This is a genomic window from Marinobacter sp. E2 (genome assembly GCF_055755345.1).
The window spans coordinates 192678-210437 of record NZ_CM146911.1; the positions used below are offsets into that span (position 1 = coordinate 192678).

Below are 17760 nucleotides of genomic sequence, written 5' to 3' on the forward strand. Positions count from 1 at the left end.
CTGGTACATTTTCTGACCGGTACCTTGGCCATGCCTAACATCGACAGGCTGGGACCGTCTCCGACAACGCCCAACGATGGTGAAAGGGATTCCCTGGTCGGGCTGTACTTCAGGGATGCGTCCCGGTATGAACTGCTGACGGACGAGGCCGAACGCCGCCTCTCCCGTAAACTCACTCGCTGCTACCAGATCATCAGCGACGAACTGGCCCTGCCGCCAGAGACGCCGCAGACCTTCCGGGAGGTGATTGGCAGCCTGGGGGACGCGTGCGCGTTTTCATCCCGATGTCGCCGGGCGTTTCATCTTGCCACCGCCTGTCGCCGCAAGCTGATCCAGAGCAATCTGCGTCTGGCGGTGCACATTGCCCGTCGCTACGGCCAGCACGGCATACCCATGTCGGACCTGATCCAGGATGCGAACGTGGGCCTGATCAAGGCGGTGGAGCGGTTTGACCCGACCAAGGGCTTCCGGTTTTCCACCTACGCCTACTGGTGGATCAGCGAGGAAGTGAAGCGCTGTTTGCAGCGGGGCACCCGCCTGGTGCATACACCGGAGAACGTGGTGGATGAGATTCGCCAGATGCAGAAAGTGTCGTTGCGACTCCACCAGAGCCTGGGCCGAACCCCCTCACAAACGGAGCTGGCCCGGGAAATGGAAGCGACCCCGTCTCGCATTGGTGAACTCAGGGCCCTGGCCACGCGGGAAGTGTCCACGGATGTGCCTCTGGTGGAGGACGGCTCAGTTACGCTCGCCGACAGCCTGGATGCCGGCGATGCAGTGGCGCCGGACCATTCCATGAAGGACCGTGATCGCCGACGTACCCTCAGTTCGATGTTGAGTGAGCTGAGCGATCGGGAAAAAGACATTCTCTCGCGCCGCTATGGCCTGGGATTACCCGAACCGGAGACGCTTCAGGTGATTTCCGATGACCTGGGGATCAGCAGGGAACGGGTCAGGCAGATTGAGAAAACGGCACTGCGAAAGTTGCAGAGCCGGTATGACAACCCCGAGGACGCTCTCGGCGCCTGACCGGTGGTCAGGCGCCGTGTAACAGCAGGAACCAGGCCGCCGCGATCACCTGGCACACCAGTACGACCGAAGTCAGCAACAGCCGGAGACGAAGGTACCACTGCGGCCAGTAGATTCGCATCCAGCGCGCATCCACCAGATACAGTCCCAGATAGGCGACTGTGTACAGCACGATCTGTCCGGTGACCGGCAGTAAAAGCCCGATGCCCGCAGAGACGAAAAACACCTGGCTTAGCAGCATGGTAATAAGCGGGGACAACGGATAGGAACAGTTGTCCAGTTGCATGGCGATGGGCCAGTAGACCCCTGCCATGAAGGCCAGAATTCCTGCGCTGTAAAGGTAGAAGTACCCCAGTAATGCCACGCTGTGCTGGGGTGCGAGGAAAAGACCGAAGATGCCCGCAAGAAAGGGAACAAGACCGGCGAGGCCAACGAGAATGGCAAGTCTGGAAACGGAAATCACGTTTTCTGCCTCTGCACCCGGATTCGCAAGGGCTCAATCGCCGCCGGTTCCATGCCCACCATTTCATGGTAGGCGGATGGGTGCACGACCTGTGTTTCCCGGACGGTAAACGAGGCCAGTGTGTCCTGGATCTGCCAGGCACTTCGGAACAGACTGGTTGTGCCCTGTCTGTCTGAAAGAAGAAACAGCTCACCGTCCAGGCTTAGACGGGCCATGTAATGCTGACCTTCGAGGGACAATATCTCAAGCAGGTCGATAACCGGGTTTTGAAGGCTTCGGAGCTGGTCGAGAGTGATACGCACGATGTTCTCCAGGATTTATTGCTCACCTGAACGTACGACCCCCTTGGCTATTGAGATCATTGACTCAGTAAATAACAGGCCCGATGTTGGGGGCATTGCACCAGATGATCATTCACCATGCCGGTCGCCTGCATGAAGGCATAGACAATCACCGGCCCGACAAAGGTGAACCCGGCCTTTTTCAGCGCCCGCGACATGGCCTCGGAGGCGTCGGTGGCGACCGGGACTTCCTCCAGGGACTGCCAGTGGTTCTGGACCGGCTGATGGTCTACGAATGACCACAGGAACTCGCTGAAACCAATGCCTTGTTCCCGCAGGGCGAGGTAGGCTCGTGCATTCTTGATGACGGAGTGAACCTTCAGGCGGTTGCGGATGATGCCCGGATCCTGCATCAGCTCGTCCACCTTTGCGTCATCGAACCGGGCAATCTTTTCGGGATCGAAATGGGCATAGGCCGCCCGATAGGAATCCTGTTTGCGAAGAATGGTGATCCAGCTCAGGCCCGCCTGCTGGCCGTCGAGGCACAGCTTTTCGAACAGCGCCAGGTTGTCGTACTCGGGGCGTCCCCAAACGGTATCGTGGTAGTGCACGTACAGTGGATCGTTGCCACACCAGGGGCAGCGGCCGGCGTCTGCCATGTCTAGTCCTCCCACGGGGTCAGCGTTTGGGGCGAATGGTCCGCTGGAACAAGGGCTCCCAGGAGCTTTCGAGGGTGTCTGCTTGCACCAGAGCAAAGGCCGGAGGCGGCGGCTCCAGCAGGGAAAAGTCCGGCCAGAGCGGCCGGGAACCCCGGAACACAACGGTGACCAGGAACCCTTCAATGTAGCAGCAGGAGGCCTGCCAGTCCTCTTCCGGCCGATCGCCATACATCTCGAAGTTCCTGCGCACTTCCAGGGTTTGCAGGTTGCCGGCGATACCCCGGCCGGTGGCTTTCAGCCAGGCTTCTTTCAATGTCCAGACCTTCAGAAAGCTGTTGGCATCGTCTTCCCGGAACAGCCACTCCTGTTCCACCGCCGAAAACCAGCGGCGGGCCACTTTGTGCCACTGAGGATGACGCTGGCAGGGCTCCAGATCAAGACCGACGGGCGAACCGGCCAGGGTGGCGCAGGCGGACAGTCCGTGGCTGTGGCTGAGCGACAGGTGCCAGCCCCCGGGCTCGCCGGAAGCCACCGGGCGCCCGTCCACGGGCCGACAGCCGGACGGACTCTGGCCCGACGCCCCGGCAATGGCCTGGCGAATCAGCCACCGGCTCGAGAGATATTCCCGGCGTCGCGGACCGCTGAACTTGCTGACAGTGGCACGTTCATAGTCGGTGAGCCAGGGCGGCTCGGGCTCCTCGACACCCTCCGTCTGGTGGCAGAGCCAGACCGAGGGCTTGTGCTCAGGGCTGAAGTCGTTGGATGAGCCAGCCATCACTGTCCTTAACGTACTCGAATCGATCATGGAGTCGGCTGGGTCTGCCCTGCCAGAATTCGATGCGCTCAGGCACCACGCGGTAACCACCCCAGAAACTGGGCAGCGGCACGTCACCGTCACCGAACTTGCGTTTGATTTCGGCCACCTTCTGTTCGAGCAGTCCCCGAGAGTTGATCACCTGGCTCTGCTCGGACACCCAGGCGCCAATCTGGCTGCCCCTGGGGCGTGAAGCAAAGTAGCGAAGGGACTCGGTTTTGCTCACTTTCTCCACCGTGCCCTGGATGCGCACCTGCCGGTTCAAACCGATCCATGGAAACAGCAGCGCTGCCCGCGGGTTTTCCGCCAGTTCTTTGGCCTTGCGGCTGCCGTAATTGGTGTAGAAGACAAAACCGCTGTCATCAAAATACTTCAACAGCACGGTTCTCAGATCCGGCATACCATCGTGGCCAGTGGTCGCCAGGGACATGGCATTGGGCTCGAGAATCCCGGCCTCTCTGGCATCGCCGAACCATTGCTCAAACTGCCGGATGGGGTTGTCATCCAGTGATTCACGATCCAGGCCTTCGCTTTCGAAATCTCGACGCATATCGCCGATATCCATATACCGTCCTCATACTCGCGCGGAAACGACACGGGTTTTACGTGGTGGAAGCATATCGGGTTCAGGCCTGACTGTCAGCGAGCTTTCTGTCGTGCCGGTTTACAGAATCACAACAAATCGAAAGCCTCCTGTCCCTTTTTCATACGTATTTACCGTCACCCAAGGAGCTCCATGAGAAGTGAGCGGGCTTCTGGCCTCCGAAAATTCTCAGTAAAAGGGTTCAAGTGACGATGAATAACTACGATCCATTGTTGATAGCCGCCTCGTTTGTGGTTGCGGTGATGGCCGCGTACGCGGCCCTGTTTTTTGGCGCACGTCTCAATCGCTCAGGTGACGACGCTCGCTGGCGCTGGCTTGGTGCCGGCGCCCTGCTGATGGGGACAGGCATCTGGAGCATGCACTTCGTTGGCATGCGCGCCATGCCCTCCAACGTCCCCCTCGCCTTCGATGCGGGCTTGACTGCGGTATCCTGGCTGGCGGCGGTTGTGGCGTCGGGTGTGGCACTGCATATGATAGGTCGAGATCGTCTTGGCGCAGGCCTGTTCGCCGGTGCTGCGGTTGCCATGGGTGCCAGTATTGTGGTCATGCATTACCTGGGTATGTACGCGCTGCAGATGTCCGAACCTCCGGTATTCCACACCGGCTTTCTGGCCGTTTCGGTGGCCATCGCTTTGGGCGCGTCCGCCGGCGCGCTAGCCATCTGTCGGGTCGTGCAGAAGGCCGAAGGTCAGCAGGCTCTGTTCCTGCAATTCGTCGCGGCTCTGGTGATGGCCACAGCCATCTGCGGAATGCACTACAGCGGAATGATGGCGATGACTTTTCCGGAAGGCGCGGTACCGGCCGCCGACAACCTCTTGCGAGGTGACTGGATGGGCGTCCCGCTTGCGATCTTCTGCACCGCGCTGTTGGCCTCGGCGCTCGGTGTAACGGCCCTCGACGTCAAACAGCAGCGCAAACGCGAAGAGGCACGGGAGCAGGAGGAACAGCGAGTGGCCGAACTTGCCTTTATTGATTCGGTCACAGGTTTGCCGAACCGCTCCGGTCTCGAACAGACATTGCTTGATATTCTGGCCAGAAAGGACGCTCGCAAACATCCTTTCGCGCTGATACATCTCGATATTGCCAATTTTCGGGAATTATCCAATCAGATGGGAGACGCTTCCCTGAAGTCAGTGGTGTCGGAGGTCAGCGCATCCCTGCGGGAACAGCTTTCTGACGACGCAATTCTTGCTCGCTACGCTGCCGGCACTTTCTTTATCGTGGTGCTGGATCATGAAGATGCGCGCCATAAGTTCATGTACAAACGCTTGCGGCAGCTGGACAAACTGATCGGTACCGACGCCGTGCCGATCGCCTGGCGGGTAGGTCAGTCGGCCTTTCCGGTGACCGGAAACTCTACACGCAAACTGATCAAGGCGGCTATGGTTCCTCGCGACCTGTCTGATATTGGAAGATTTGACAACATGGCAGCTGATCCAGAGCTGGTGTTGCCCAATCAGCAGCAGTTTAGCTGACAAGCCTTCTTCAGCCCGACTACACTTGTGATCAGGACGGCGGGCGAAAAGCTCGCCGTTGCCCTTTGTTTACAAGGAGATGTCCGTGGCCCGGAGCCGTCAACCCAGTCACAAATCCCGGAATCTGCTGGTCGCATTGCTGGCCGTCCTCGTTCTCTATGCCTTCGCCGGTTTCCTGTTGCTGCCCTGGTGGCTGGAACGAACCTTGCCGGATCAGCTTGAGCAGCGAATGGGCTGGCAGGCTGAGGTTGGCGATATTCGAACCAATCCCTTCACCCTTACCGTCGAAGCTGGCGCGCTGTCCGCTGCTGACAGTGGCGGAGAACAGGTGCTGGGTTTCGACCGCCTGCTCGTCGACCTGAATTTTTTCCAGCTGGTGCGGGGAATCGTAGGCTTCGAGAAGATTGCCCTTGAGGAACCCTTCATCCGGCTCGACCTGCTGGAGGATTACAACATCAATTTTGCCCGGGACTGGCAGCGGGCCAATCCTGAGCCTGCAGATGCGGCGAAGTCGCAGCCAGAGGCTGAAGCCGGGGATCCGCCTCGACTCTACTTCGGCGGCATTGATGTCAATGGCGGCGAGCTCCTGTTCCGGGACTTCACCCAGCCGCAAATGGCGGAATTCCGGATCACCCCGCTCGACCTGACCCTCAACGATCTGGCCACCTGGCGACGGGAGGGCGAGGACAGCGATTATTCACTGCAGGCAGCTTTGGGCAGCCAGGTCATTGAATGGCAGGGCGATCTGAGTGTCGCTCCGCTGTATTCCACCGGCTCTGTACGGATTTCCGCGGTGGATCACCAGACCCTCGCGCACTTCCTGGCGCCCTGGTTGCCCTACGATTTGCGGGGCGGGAGCGTGAGCCTGAGCTCTGACTACGCGATACAGGCCGGGGAGGTGTTCCGGCTGGAAACCAGCAACGGCGAGCTGACTCTCAAAGACCTCGCCGTTGCCCCGAGCCCGGAGGCCGAAGAGGCGCGTCTGAGCAACGGTGCGCTCACGGTTGATGGAATAACGTTTGATCTCAATGCCCGTGAGTTCCGGGTGGGTCAGGTAGCGCTGGAGGATCTGGATGTTGCGCTGGCCCGGGGGCCGGAAGGGCAGATTGACTGGCTGACGCCGTTCACCGAAGAGGGCGATACCGGCGGCGCCGACACTGCCGAAGAAACTCCATCGGAGGGTGAACCCTTCCGGTGGTCTCTGGCCGGCGTGTCCGTCGCCAATGGTCGGGTGCTGTGGCAGGACAGAGTGCCCGAAACCGAGGCAGAGATTGAGCTGGCGTCACTCGCGCTGTCGACCGGGCGCATCAGCCACCAGCTGGATGAGCCGGTGACCTACGAGCTGAAAGGCACTCTGGCCAGTGGCGGGCAACTGTCTCTGACAGGCCAGGTGACACCGGCGCCCTTCACCCTGGAAGCGGCGATTGCCGGCTCGGGAGTGACGCTCGCGGCTTTCGAGCCCTACCTTCGCGAAGGCGCCAACCTCGCCGTTACCAGTGGTACCCTCTCTGTGGATGGCAATCTCGATCTGGATGGCCAGCAGGACCCGCTCACCGGCACCTTCAGCGGCACCGCCGAGGTGGCCGGGCTTGATCTGAAACTACCCGGGACGCCGGAGCCGTTAATGGCCTGGCAAACCCTGCGTCTGGCCCCAATCGAGTACAACGTGCACCCGGCCCGGCTGGAAATCGGCACGGTGACCCTGGTTGAACCCTTCTTCAACCTGGTTCGCAACGCCGACAGCGTCCACAACGTGGAGCGCATCGCCCGTAAATCCGGCCCGAAGAGCGATGGCGGGCCGGCGGACGGGGCCTCGCAGGCGTCTGGCGAAGAGCCAGAATTCATTTTCCGGATCAGTGAATTGCTGCTCGAGGACGGAGAGCTGGCCTACACCGACCGCACCCTGCAGCCAGCGTTTACGACCCGTTTCGAATCCCTGAGTGGAACCGTAACCGGGTTGAGCAACATCTCGCCGCAACAGGGTAAGGTATCCATGCGCGGTCGGGTTGGTGGCGTGGCCGACCTCGATTTCCAGGGCACCATCGGTACCCTGGGCACTGAGGATGTCAGTGATCTGAAACTGCTGATCGACAATCTGTCCCTGCCAGTGCTGTCCCCTTATTTTGGCCGCTACCTCGGCTACGGTGTCGACAGTGGCCAACTGGACCTGAACCTTGATTACGAAGTTGCCGGCACCCGCATCGACGCTTCCAACCTCGTGGTGATGGACCAACTGGAGCTGGGCTCAGCGGTACCCAGTGATCAGGCGGTCAACGCGCCGGTCAAGCTCGGTCTGGCCCTTCTGCGGGATCGCAAGGGGGTGATCGAAGTGGACCTGCCCATCAGCGGTGATCTGGCCAATCCGGATTTCAGTGTCGGCAAGGTGGTCATGCGGGCGTTTGTCAATCTTCTGGCCAAGGCGGCCGCCTCACCGTTCAGCATGCTGGGCTCCATCGCCGAGCTGGCGGGCCTGAGTGGCGAGGAGCTTGGCAAGGTGGCGTTTGAACCGGGCAGTGTCCGACTGGCAGAGGGCGAGGCAGAAAAGCTTGCCGCATTGGCTGATGCGCTGCTGGAACGTCCCGACCTGCTTCTCAATATCCGTGGCAGCGTGGCCCCCGAGACCGACGGCCTGGCGTTGCTTCGCGAAGAACTGACCAACGGAGGTGCCAAGACGCTTTCCGATGAAACCTGGCAGGCGGCGCGGGAGGCTTATCTTGCCGGCGAGCGGTCCCTGGCGCCGGAGGCGTTGAGCAACCTGGCGTCAGCCCGGGGTGTTGCCATTCGCAAGCTGCTGCGGGAGACCCACGGCGTGCCGGCAGACCAGCTGTTTCTCCTCGACCCCGCCCGCACCGCGGACCTTGGCAGTGACGGAAACGTGGTAGTGGCATTCACCCTGGATGTCCGGTGATCACCGCCTGGCAAGGTGTTCCTGCAATGTCGGTGGTGCCTCCAGGTTCCATTTATCCACGAGGCGTTGATACTGCCCGCTTTGCACCAGCGGGGCGAGTAGCTGAAGCATATCGCGGGCGGTGACAGGGGCGTTGGCCCGGGCGATGATGCTGAGCTGATAGCGCTGGTCGGGTTCGTCGGAAATCAGCAGTTTGGCCCGATCGTCGGGATGTTCTGACAGGTGCCGCTGCAGATAGGATTGGCTCACGATGGCCACTTCTGCCACCGAGGGCCGGTCGGCCATGATCAGCTTCAGGTTGCGACTGTGGCTGTCGGAAAATTCAATGTCGAATTTCTCCTCCAGCACCGCGTTGTCTGTCTCGTAGCCGGTCAGGCGATAATGGTAGCCAGAAATGGCAACAATGGTCCGGTTGTGCAGATCCGTGAAAAAGGAGGCATCTCGTCCCGGCTTGTTCAGGGCGACGTACAGTTCCTCGTCTTCAAGGATCGGGACGGTGACCTCGACAGGTCTGTCTGACCAGCCCCACTGGGGGCTTTCGAAGAAGATAACGTCATACAAGCCAGAATCAAAATCCAGGTGGCGGCGTTTTGGTGAGGTGTAAAAGATCCGGAAGGAAAGTCCGGAATGGGTTTTTTCCAGCGCCTGTAGCAGGTCGCCCAGCAAACCTTCGGCTTTTCCGCCCTCGTCAACACTGGCAATGGGCGGGAAATGGTAGACGCCGAGCGTAATCTCGGTCTGTTCCGCCCTGGCGGACGTGTTTGCCAACAAGAAACAGGCAAGCAGCGTAACCAGAATCGTTCGGACAGTTCTTCCAGCGGGCACCGTGTTCACCGGTTGTGTAATAATTGAATACGCATTCAGGATACCACGGGCGTTTCGGGCACCTGAAGCAAAAGATCATGAACTTCTGCAGAACAGGAACAGTGACTTTGGGCGCCGTTGCCAGCCATTTTTTTGCCTACGTATCCCGCCTTCGCTGGATCAAGCGGTGGGGTCTGATGCGCAATGCGATTGAGGAAAACGTGGCGACCCATTCCTGGGAGGTGGCCACCCTGGCCCACGCCCTGGCACTGATCCGTAACCGGCATTTCGAGGGCCAGGTAAACGCTGACCGCATTGCCGCCGCCGCCCTGTATCACGATGCTACCGAAGTGATCACCGGTGACATGCCAACGCCGGTCAAGTACCACTCGCGGGTAATGCGGGAGGCATTCGGCGACATTGAACACAAGGCGGCGGGTGAACTGCTGGCCCTGTTGCCGGAGGATCTCCGGGAGGATTTTGCGCCCTATGTGCGGGAATCCGGATTGCCGGCGGCGGAAAAGGAATTGATCAAGGCGGCCGACCGCCTGTCCGCTTGGCTTAAATGCCAGGCCGAGATTCGGGCCGGCAACCAGGAGTTCGGACCGGCCGCCTCGCAGATTCGCCGCCGCCTTGAGGAAGACGAGCTGCCTGAGGTGGATTATTTTCTCCGGGTGTTTGCCCCGAGTTACGATCAACCCCTTGATAATCTGCTCGGCGAGTCCTGACCGTGGGTGGCCGGAGCGCCCGGTGCGGGCGCGCCCGAGAGCCATATCCGGTTCACAGCCAACTGTTAGAGTATCTGCTTTAATTGACAGAGCAGATAACAAGAGGCCTGTGACATGAAGAACCTGAAGGACAAAGTTGCTGTAGTGACCGGTGCCGGCTCCGGTATCGGCCGGGCCCTGGCCCAGGCGCTTGCCGCGCGCGGCTGCCGCCTGGCGCTCTCCGATGTGAACGAACCCGGTCTCGCCGAGACAGCCAGCAGCCTCAAGGGCGTCGAGGTAAAAACCTACCGTCTGGACGTGGCCGACCGCGACGCCATCTACGCCCATGCCGAGCAGGTTGCCAGCGACTTCGGTCAGGTCAATCTCATCATCAACAATGCTGGCGTGGCGTTGTCGGCCTCGGTGCGGGAAATGACCGATGAGGATTTCCAATGGGTGATGGATATCGACTTCTGGGGCGTGGCCCACGGCACCCGGGCTTTTTTGCCTCACCTGATTGCCTCCGGCGACGGCCACGTAGTGAATATATCCAGTGTGTTCGGCCTGATTGGCGTACCCAAGCAGAGCGCCTACAACGCCGCGAAATTCGCGGTTCGCGGCTTTACTGAATCCCTGCGCCAGGAAATGAAACTGGAAAACCAGCCGGTGGCGGTCAGCTGCGTGCACCCGGGCGGCATCCGCACCAACATCGCCAACGCCGCGCGCATGGGCAAGTCTGAAAACGCAGAGGCCCAGCGCAAGGGGTTTGACAAGCTTGCCATGACCACGCCGGAAAAGGCTGCGGAAACCATCGTGAAGGGCATTTTGAAGGACGAATCCCGCATTCTTGTAGGGCCGGACGCCTGGGGCATCGAGGCCATCAATCGCCTCCTGGGCGCCGCCTACCAGCCCCTGGTGGAGCGCTTCTCCCGCAAGAATCTGTACGTATAACGCTTGAATCACATGGCAGGAGCGGCCCGGATATTGGCCTCTCCTGTACATTTTACAAACAGGTATTCAGGGCTATACTCGAAGGCTGATTCAGGGAAGTGTCAGCATGAAAACGTCTCACCACGCGGACCTTGGAGCAACACTGGAACAGAGTCGCTCCGGTCTGCGCGATAACCATCGCCGCTCGCTGATGCGGCTGCTTTTTGTGGCCACCGGCTCCGCACTGGTGGTTTTCGCATGCCTTCAGATTCTCAACGGCTTCCTGTGGCTCGGTCTGGGGGAGCTGGCGGCCAGTGCCGTCCTGTTTGTGGGCACCTGGCGCCTGAAAACCACCCGCCACCTTCAGGCCTGTATCTACGCCTACCTGCTGACGCTGTTCAGCTTCTTCCTGGTCATCATCGTGTTGCCAAACGCCTCGGTGGCGGCTTTCGTGTGGGTCCTGATGATGCCGGTGCTGGCCTACCTGCTGCTGGGTAAGCGTGAAGGTTTGATCCTCAGTGTGCCGTTCATGATTGCCGGCGGCATTCTCTATTACCTGTACCTCGAGGATGTCGCCACCCCTCACGCGCTCATCGACCTGCTCAACATGGTTCTGTGTGGTGCCCTGATGCTGGTGTTCGTGCATTTGTACGAAGTTCGCCGCGAGGAAGCCGAGCAGCGGCTGGTGGACATGGCCCAGACCGATGCCCTCACCGGCCTGGCCAACCGCAGCAACTTCCAGGGAACACTGAACCGGACCATTGCCGAGTGCGAGCGCAGTGGTACCGGGTTTGCGCTGGTGGTGATGGACATTGACCACTTCAAGGTGGTTAACGACACGCTCGGCCATGAAGCGGGCGACTACGTACTGAAAAATATCAGCCGCTGCCTGACCGAGCGCCTCCGAGGGACCGACTTTGTCGGCCGGCTTGGGGGCGAGGAGTTCGGCCTGATCCTGCGCGATGTGAAACCGGCCGATGCCTTCGAACTCATGGACGAACTGCGCCAGCGTATTTCCAACAACGAACTGGCCTATGGCGAGGCCCGAATACGGGTGACCGCCTCCTTCGGGATTGCCCAATGGCCAGACCACGGCCGTCAGGCCGAAAGCCTGATGCGGGTGGCTGATCGCTGTCTTTACAACGGCAAACGGGCGGGCCGCAACCGGGTGGCCGGTGCCGGATCCAATCCGCGGCAGATGGAGATTCTGGCTGGCGAGACCGGATAATTGCGGTACTCTGGTAAGGCCATGCCACTGCAAGACTGATCCGAACCATGTGTGAACTGCTGGCCATGAGTGCCAACACCCCCACCGACCTGTGCTTCAGCTTTACCGGTCTGACTCGCCGAGGCGGTGCCACCGGCCCCCACAAGGATGGCTGGGGTGTTGCCTTTTACGAAGGCAAGGGTGTGCGTGCCTTCCACGACGCCGACGCCAGCGCCAGTTCCCGCATCGCCGAAGTAGTCCAGACCCACCCGATCAAGAGCGAAGTGGCCATCTGCCACATCCGCCAGGCCAACGTCGGCGAAATCTGCCTGGCCAACACCCACCCGTTCATGCGCGAGCTCTGGGGCCGCTACTGGGTCTTCGCCCACAACGGCCAGCTGTCCGGCTTCCGCCCGCAACCGGGCTTTTACGAACCGGTAGGCAGCACCGACAGCGAAGCGCTGTTCTGCGACATCCTTAATCACCTGCGCAGCCACTGCGACCGCAACACCGGCACCGACGACATCGTCGAACGCCTGGTGCGCCTGTCGCAGGCCTATGCCAGCCAGGGCGTGTTCAACCTCCTGCTCAGCAACGGTGACTGGCTGTTCACCTACTGCACCACCAAAATGGCCAGCATCACCCGCCGCGCCCCGTTTGGCCCGGCCCGTTTGAAAGACGCGGATGTCACTGTGGATTTTGAATCGGAAACCACCCCCAACGACATCGTCAGCGTGATCGTGACCGAACCGCTCACCAGCGATGAGCGGTGGGATATCTACCAGCCGGGGGAATGGCGTTTGTGGCGCAAGGGAGTGGTGGTGCGTTCCGGTAAGTCAGTAGTTTGAGGCCGGACTCGTAGCGGGTGGGCGCGAACGGCCTTCCGGAATCGTGCGGAGCCATGGATGGCGGAGCCGAGCGTACATGGACGTATCCACAGCGTATTCCGGAAGGCTGTTCGGGCCTGCCCGCGGAGCCTGAGGGTTACTAATGTTTATTACTGAAGCGTTCGCCGATTGCCATTCTGGTACTGAGGCGCAATGTGCGCCTGGATCTCGGCCTTGAACCGCGCAATCAGCTCGCTGTTGTCGTGATCCCAGGGGTGAAAACCGGGCTTGAAGTATTCCAGCCAGGTCGGAATCAGGCTCGAAAACGTGCCGTTCCTGCCCCACATTCGCCACAGGCCCCTGGCGCTGTCCTTCAACGAGAAATTCTTGCGGTCATTGAGCATCATGCGACCGGTGAAATAGCTGGCCATCACGCCCAGGGCCGCAGTACTGAACACCTGGTAAAAAGCGCGCTCTGCGTAAGTGCCGCCCACCTGCTGGAACACATCGTAGGTCACCGCCTTGTGCTCGGTTTCCTCGATGGCGTGCCAGACCCACAGCGGCCGCATGGACTCGTCCATGTCCTCGCGCACGTCGCTGCGCTCCAGCAGCATGTCGGCCATCATCGCGGTCATGTGTTCGAGGGCACAGGTTATGGCCAGCTGGTGGCGCTTGGGCAGCTTTTTGGCAATGCCCAGCACCACCTCCAGGTGCTTCTCCAGCTCTTCCACCGGCATACCCTGATCCCGCACGTGCTGGTTCATGGCCACGTGTTCAAGGGAATGCATGGCTTCCTGACCAATAAACCCGCGCACCTCGGCCTTCAGCTTGGGGTCGGAAATCTGGTCGCGATAGGCGCGCACAGAATCCACGAAGAACTGCTCACCCTGCGGAAACAGGACCGACAGGGCATTCATCATGTGGCTCAGGAAATAACTGTTGTCGAGCCAGTACTGCGGCACCTGTTCGCCGAACTCAAAGCCCATACGCTGGGGCTTGATGGTGACCTGCTCCGGCGTGTTCGAGGCCCGCGTTGCCGGGGCCTTGCGGCTTTCTGCTGTTTTGTTACTCAGCATGTGTGTACTCCTCACTCTGGGGGATGTCATGGCTCCAGTGTGGGGAAGTCAACGCCGGGCGGGAATGCGCAAAGAGGACTGGGATCTATCAGAATGGGACAGCCCGGAGCCCGACAACGCCCGGAGAAGGATTGGCTAAGCTGACGGACCACGTGGTGCGTCTGGCCCCACTGTAGCCGCCCGGGCCATCTGATAAAGTCCGTCCATGGGTCAGGGCCAGCACAACAACAAGGATCAGCAATGAGCGCAAGCGGACCAGACAGAGAGCGGCAGATGCTGGGATTGTTCCTGGTGCCCGGTGTATACATGCGGGTGCTGGCCGATACGGTTCGCCAGCTCGGTTACAACGACCGGTCGCTGTATGAGGGCCTCGATTTTACCCCCGAGGACCTGAAAACCAACGACAGCCGGGTGTTCGTTACTGATGCCATTGTCATGGCGCAACGGGCACTCGAGCTTGCCGGCAAGGACGGCCTGAGCTTCTTGCTGGCGCGGGAACTGCGACTCACCATTCACGGCACCCTGGGCTTCGCTGCCCTTACCAGTCCCACTTTCGCCGATGCACTGGACTCCGTGCGTCGGTATTTGCACCTTCGTGTGCCGTTTCTGGGCATGAGCCAGTCCGAGGCCGGGGACCAGGTGCTGGTCAAACTCTGCACCGAGTTCGAAGTGCCCGGACTCTACCCCTTCCTGGCCGAAACCGTCTGCGCCACCCTGATCCTGCTGACTGAACAACTGCTCGACCGCGACGACGCCGCCAGACACGGCTTTGCCCTGGAAGACGGCAAATTGTCTGGCGTCACGGTCTGCCTGAGCGCACCGGAGCCGCCCTGGTACCGGCAATTCGCCCACCAGCTGCCAGTGCGGTTCGAATACGGTCAGCAGGACGAAATGATGGTGTTCCCGAAGGATCTGCTAAAAGTGCGCATGCGCCTGGCCGACGCCGAAGCCTCCCGCATGGCCCGGGACCAGTGCGAGTTCGAGTTGCAGAAGGCGCTCAAGGAGCAGGGCGACATCGTGCTGGCGATCCGCAACATGCTGCGCATGATGCCGGGGCCGCTGCCGTCGCTGGAGGCCATGGCCGAACGCTTCTGCGTGTCGTCCCGAACCCTCAAGCGCCGCCTGGCCGACCGCGACACCAGCTACCGGGAAATCCTCGAGTCGGTGCTGAAAGACCGGGCCATCCAGCTGCTTCGGTACACTAACCAGTCGGTCAGCGAGATTGCCTACGAGCTCGGCTACGCCGACCTGTCCAACTTCAGCCGGGCGTTCCGAAAATGGACCGGCAAATCGGCCAGCGAATTTCGCGAGGGTGGTCCGGATCCGGCGCCTGAGGTGGGGCCCTGAGACCCCACCCCACACCCTGCTTACTGCTCAGAATGCCGTCCTGTTTTTTTATTGCCCTGTCTTAACTTGTCTTTTCTCTCCTATGCCACAATGTGAGGACGGACGGGGGGAAGGAATATTTTCCCGACAGGAAAAAGATGTCTGAGCGAAGCGAGTTGTTTTTCCCGAGGGAAAATATTCCTTCCCCCCCGGCCAGCCCCCAGCACCCGAAGGCTGGGGCCGGGGCTCAAATCGGTGACGATTCCAGAAGGATGAGAACAGATATGACAGACCGCCCAGACACCCACAGCAAGCTGATCGGCTACCTGCTCTGGATCTTCGGATTCCTGGGCTCCCACCGGTTCTACTACGGCAAGCCGGTCACCGGCACCATCTGGTTCTTCACCCTGGGCCTGCTGTTCATCGGCTGGATCATCGACCTGTTCCTGATTCCGGCCATGGACCGGGAAGCAGACCTCCGGTTCAACGAAGGCGAGGTGAGCTACAACATCGGCTGGATCCTGCTGACTTTCCTCGGCGTGTTCGGCATTCACCGCATGTACATGGGCAAGTGGATTACCGGGATTATCTACCTGCTCACCGGCGGCCTGTTCCTGATCGGTGTGCTCTACGATTTCTGGACACTGAACAACCAGATCTCCATCCGCAACGAAGAACGCCGTTTCGGCTGAGCGCCCGCGCTCACAGGCCTGCGGCGGCCTCCAGGTCCGCCAGGCCCTCCTCCAGGTAGTCCAGCATCCGCTGCAGGCTCGGTAGCGTGCGGCGGCAGCCGATCAGGCCGAACTCCACCTGGTCGCCGTAGCTGAGCAGTGTCATATTCAGGGCCAGGCGGTCCATGGCGATGGACACCGGGTACATGCCGTCCAGCTTGGCACCGTTCCAGTAGCAGGTCTCCTTTGGCCCCGGTACGTTGGAAATCACCACATTGAAAGTCTGCCACTTGGGGGCCATGCCGGTGAGCAGATGAAACGCCGCCGGAGCCAGGGTCAGGGCGGTGTAGTTGATGATTTCCTCGGCGCTCATGTGGGCATAGCGCTCCTTGGCTACTTTGACATCCTCGTGGATCTGCATCAGCCGGGTGACCGGGCTCGGTACATCGGTGTGCAACGAGGCGAGGATCACCCCCACCTGGTTTCCGCCGGAGCTGTCGTCCTTGCGCAGGGATACCGGCACCATGGCGATCAATGGTTTCTCCGGCAGCGCGTCCTGGTTCATCAGGTAGCTTCTCAGGGCGCTGGCGCACATGGCCATCACCACATCGTTTACGGTGGCTCCGTAGGCCGCGCCTACTGCCTTGATTCGTGCAAGGTCGTAGGACTGGGCGGCGAAGCGTCGGGAACCGGTGATCTTCTGGTTCAGCAGGCTGCGGGGGGCATGGAAAATGGACGAATAGGCCGGGTCCTTGCGGGCGTTGTTGATGGTGCGCAGAAGTTCCCGGGCGACCGTTGGCACCGTTCCCAGCTGTTTTCCGGATTCCCCCAGCAGGTGGCCGACGCTGCGCCACAGGGAAGAAGCGCTCTCCTCTTGTTTGCCTGACTGGCGCGGCGGCATGGCCCAGATCGGTGGCATGTCCCGTTCGCCGGTGTCCTGGCACAGCATCCGGGTGGCCATGCGCATGGCCGAGACGCCATCCACCAGGGCGTGGTGCACTTTGGTGTACACCGCAAACTGCCGCTCCCCCAGACCTTCAATCAGGTGGAACTCCCACAGCGGCCGTTCCCGGTCCATCAGGTGGGAATGTTCCGCGGAGACAAAGGACAGCAGCTCCCGGACCCGACCGGGCGTGGGCAGGGCCTGGAACCGGAAATGATGTTCCAGGTCCAGGTGCTCGTCTTCCACCCATACCGGCTGACCAAACCGGTAATCCAGCCGCTGGTTGAACGGCGGCGTGACCCGGGTGTACTGGCGCAGCCGATCGGCCAATTGGGCAACGTAGTCATCCGGGGCATTTTCAGGAAAGGAAAATAACTGCAGCCCCCCTACGTGCATGGGTTGTTGGCGTTTTTCCAACCACAGGAACAACTGATCGGTGGGACTGAGGGGCTTCACGGGGCGTCCTTGTGTCAAGAGTTTGCTGAGTAACAAGCTCATGGTAACGCACAACCGCATTGCCCGGATTGACCTATTCGCCATACGCCGGCTTTCGCCGGCACACTGCCCAATCAGGCTGCGACGGAGCTCCGCTGGCTGGCACGCACCTCCAGACGGATCTGGTTGCCATCCAGCAGCACCGGATAGGTTTTCACCCGCACGGAGTCATCTTCCAGACAAACCCCGGTGCGCAGACTGAAATGCTGCTTGTACAGGGGCGAGGCCACCACCGGCTCCCCCTTCAGATCCCCGGTAATCCCCCGGGCCAGCACATTGGCGCCGCTGAACGGATCGGTATGGCTGATGGCAAACAGGGCCGGCAGCCTGTGCGGCAGGTAAAACACCGCCACCGGTCCTTCGTCTGTCCAGACCGCGACGCCGGATTCCGGCACCAGGTCGTCTACCGTGCAAACCGCTTCCCAACGAGTGCGTGGTTTCATATGTTCCTCCAATGTCGCTATTAAGATGAGTCGAATCGTTTCTAGCTGTTCACGCCGATTCGTCTCAAAAAATTCTGGCTTGTTGCACTCAGGCGTTA

At 60.6% G+C, this 17760-nt stretch carries 18 protein-coding genes; 9 read left to right on the forward strand and 9 right to left on the reverse strand.

All coding sequences use genetic code 11. The features are described from left to right. Positions 1 to 30 precede the first annotated feature (30 nt). Positions 31 to 1029 (forward strand): sigma-70 family RNA polymerase sigma factor, encoded by a 999-nt coding sequence (locus AC0J1C_RS00815; protein ID WP_473045158.1) that lies wholly within the window; start codon positions 31 to 33, stop codon positions 1027 to 1029. 7 nt (positions 1030 to 1036) lie between these two features. Here the strand turns inward: AC0J1C_RS00815 and AC0J1C_RS00820 are convergent, their stop codons facing one another. The 5 genes from AC0J1C_RS00820 to pdxH are packed head-to-tail and all read right to left on the reverse strand — an operon-like array spanning position 1037 to position 3811. Then, positions 1037 to 1492 carry a DUF3429 domain-containing protein gene (locus tag AC0J1C_RS00820; RefSeq protein ID WP_091989641.1) on the reverse strand — a complete coding sequence of 152 codons (456 nt, stop codon included), beginning with the start codon at positions 1490 to 1492 and terminating at the stop codon, positions 1037 to 1039. After that, the gene (locus AC0J1C_RS00825) at positions 1489 to 1794 is read right to left on the reverse strand and encodes a DUF6482 family protein (protein WP_091989644.1); all 306 of its coding nucleotides are present in this window, start codon (positions 1792 to 1794) and stop codon (positions 1489 to 1491) included. The genes AC0J1C_RS00820 and AC0J1C_RS00825 overlap by 4 nt, the downstream gene beginning before the upstream one ends. A gap of 56 nt (positions 1795 to 1850) precedes the next feature. Continuing rightward, positions 1851 to 2432, reverse strand: coding sequence for a DNA-3-methyladenine glycosylase I (locus tag AC0J1C_RS00830; protein ID WP_473045162.1), 582 nt, complete (start codon positions 2430 to 2432; stop codon positions 1851 to 1853). Positions 2433 to 2451: 19 nt separating this feature from the next. Next, positions 2452 to 3207, reverse strand: coding sequence for a 4'-phosphopantetheinyl transferase family protein (locus tag AC0J1C_RS00835; protein WP_473045163.1), 756 nt, complete (start codon positions 3205 to 3207; stop codon positions 2452 to 2454). After that, complete coding sequence (gene pdxH / locus AC0J1C_RS00840) at positions 3176 to 3811, reverse strand: pyridoxamine 5'-phosphate oxidase (protein ID WP_091989654.1); 636 nt, start codon at positions 3809 to 3811, stop codon at positions 3176 to 3178. The genes AC0J1C_RS00835 and pdxH overlap by 32 nt, the downstream gene beginning before the upstream one ends. A gap of 230 nt (positions 3812 to 4041) precedes the next feature. Between pdxH and AC0J1C_RS00845 the strand changes: the two genes are divergently transcribed. Next, positions 4042 to 5325: an MHYT domain-containing protein gene (locus AC0J1C_RS00845; protein WP_473046484.1), complete on the forward strand. Its 1284-nt coding sequence runs from the start codon at positions 4042 to 4044 to the stop codon at positions 5323 to 5325. Between the two features lie 79 nt (positions 5326 to 5404). Then, positions 5405 to 8233: a DUF748 domain-containing protein gene (locus tag AC0J1C_RS00850; protein ID WP_473046485.1), complete on the forward strand. Its 2829-nt coding sequence runs from the start codon at positions 5405 to 5407 to the stop codon at positions 8231 to 8233. Here the strand turns inward: AC0J1C_RS00850 and AC0J1C_RS00855 are convergent, their stop codons facing one another. Then, positions 8234 to 9001 (reverse strand): substrate-binding periplasmic protein, encoded by a 768-nt coding sequence (locus AC0J1C_RS00855; protein WP_473045166.1) that lies wholly within the window; start codon positions 8999 to 9001, stop codon positions 8234 to 8236. 134 nt (positions 9002 to 9135) lie between these two features. Between AC0J1C_RS00855 and yfbR the strand changes: the two genes are divergently transcribed. The 4 genes from yfbR (at position 9136) to AC0J1C_RS00875 (ending at position 12729) form a co-directional block, all read left to right on the forward strand. Continuing rightward, positions 9136 to 9765, forward strand: coding sequence for a 5'-deoxynucleotidase (gene yfbR / locus AC0J1C_RS00860; protein ID WP_473045168.1), 630 nt, complete (start codon positions 9136 to 9138; stop codon positions 9763 to 9765). Positions 9766 to 9879: 114 nt separating this feature from the next. Continuing rightward, complete coding sequence (locus tag AC0J1C_RS00865) at positions 9880 to 10695, forward strand: SDR family NAD(P)-dependent oxidoreductase (RefSeq protein ID WP_091989667.1); 816 nt, start codon at positions 9880 to 9882, stop codon at positions 10693 to 10695. A gap of 106 nt (positions 10696 to 10801) precedes the next feature. Continuing rightward, complete coding sequence (locus tag AC0J1C_RS00870; protein WP_473045170.1) at positions 10802 to 11902, forward strand: GGDEF domain-containing protein; 1101 nt, start codon at positions 10802 to 10804, stop codon at positions 11900 to 11902. Positions 11903 to 11949: 47 nt separating this feature from the next. Then, the gene (locus AC0J1C_RS00875) at positions 11950 to 12729 is read left to right on the forward strand and encodes a class II glutamine amidotransferase (RefSeq protein ID WP_473045172.1); all 780 of its coding nucleotides are present in this window, start codon (positions 11950 to 11952) and stop codon (positions 12727 to 12729) included. A 149-nt stretch (positions 12730 to 12878) separates the two neighbouring features. Here the strand turns inward: AC0J1C_RS00875 and AC0J1C_RS00880 are convergent, their stop codons facing one another. Continuing rightward, complete coding sequence (locus AC0J1C_RS00880; protein ID WP_473045174.1) at positions 12879 to 13784, reverse strand: metal-dependent hydrolase; 906 nt, start codon at positions 13782 to 13784, stop codon at positions 12879 to 12881. A 240-nt stretch (positions 13785 to 14024) separates the two neighbouring features. On the opposite strand from AC0J1C_RS00880, the gene AC0J1C_RS00885 reads away from it, so the two are divergent. Next, the gene (locus AC0J1C_RS00885) at positions 14025 to 15131 is read left to right on the forward strand and encodes a helix-turn-helix domain-containing protein (RefSeq protein ID WP_473045177.1); all 1107 of its coding nucleotides are present in this window, start codon (positions 14025 to 14027) and stop codon (positions 15129 to 15131) included. Positions 15132 to 15394: 263 nt separating this feature from the next. After that, positions 15395 to 15802 carry an NINE protein gene (locus AC0J1C_RS00890; protein ID WP_091989683.1) on the forward strand — a complete coding sequence of 136 codons (408 nt, stop codon included), beginning with the start codon at positions 15395 to 15397 and terminating at the stop codon, positions 15800 to 15802. Between the two features lie 10 nt (positions 15803 to 15812). On the opposite strand, the gene AC0J1C_RS00895 is transcribed toward AC0J1C_RS00890, so the two are convergent. Together AC0J1C_RS00895 and nirD are read right to left on the reverse strand one after the other, a co-directional pair. Further along, positions 15813 to 17180 (reverse strand): WS/DGAT/MGAT family O-acyltransferase, encoded by a 1368-nt coding sequence (locus AC0J1C_RS00895; RefSeq protein WP_473045179.1) that lies wholly within the window; start codon positions 17178 to 17180, stop codon positions 15813 to 15815. A gap of 113 nt (positions 17181 to 17293) precedes the next feature. Next, positions 17294 to 17662 carry a nitrite reductase small subunit NirD gene (gene nirD / locus AC0J1C_RS00900; RefSeq protein WP_473045181.1) on the reverse strand — a complete coding sequence of 123 codons (369 nt, stop codon included), beginning with the start codon at positions 17660 to 17662 and terminating at the stop codon, positions 17294 to 17296. Between the last annotated feature and the right edge of the window lie 98 nt (positions 17663 to 17760).